At 65.9% G+C, this 223-nt stretch carries 1 protein-coding gene; it reads right to left on the reverse strand.

Translation table 11 applies throughout. From position 1 onward, the window contains the following. On the reverse strand, positions 1 to 223 hold a 223-nt coding region (locus ABR397_RS25810; protein ID WP_350307982.1), incomplete at both ends, for a hypothetical protein.

Genomic DNA, 223 nt, shown 5'->3' on the forward strand with positions numbered 1-223 from the left:
CAGTTGCAGGGTATCGGCATCATAGCGGTACTGCCAGCGATGGCCTTCGCCGTCCTGCCGGGCCGCCGGCAGGTCAAACGGGCCGTATTCCACCTGCCAGGCCACTCCGCGCGCATCGGTCCAGCGGGTCAGGTTCCCGTGGCGGTCATGGTCAAAATGTTCCAGATGGTTATCGGGCCGGTCGCTGACGGCCACCCGGTGATGCCGGTCATAACGCCAGCGC

This window comes from Photorhabdus viridis, assembly GCF_040256935.1.
GTDB lineage: Bacteria > Pseudomonadota > Gammaproteobacteria > Enterobacterales > Enterobacteriaceae > Photorhabdus > Photorhabdus viridis.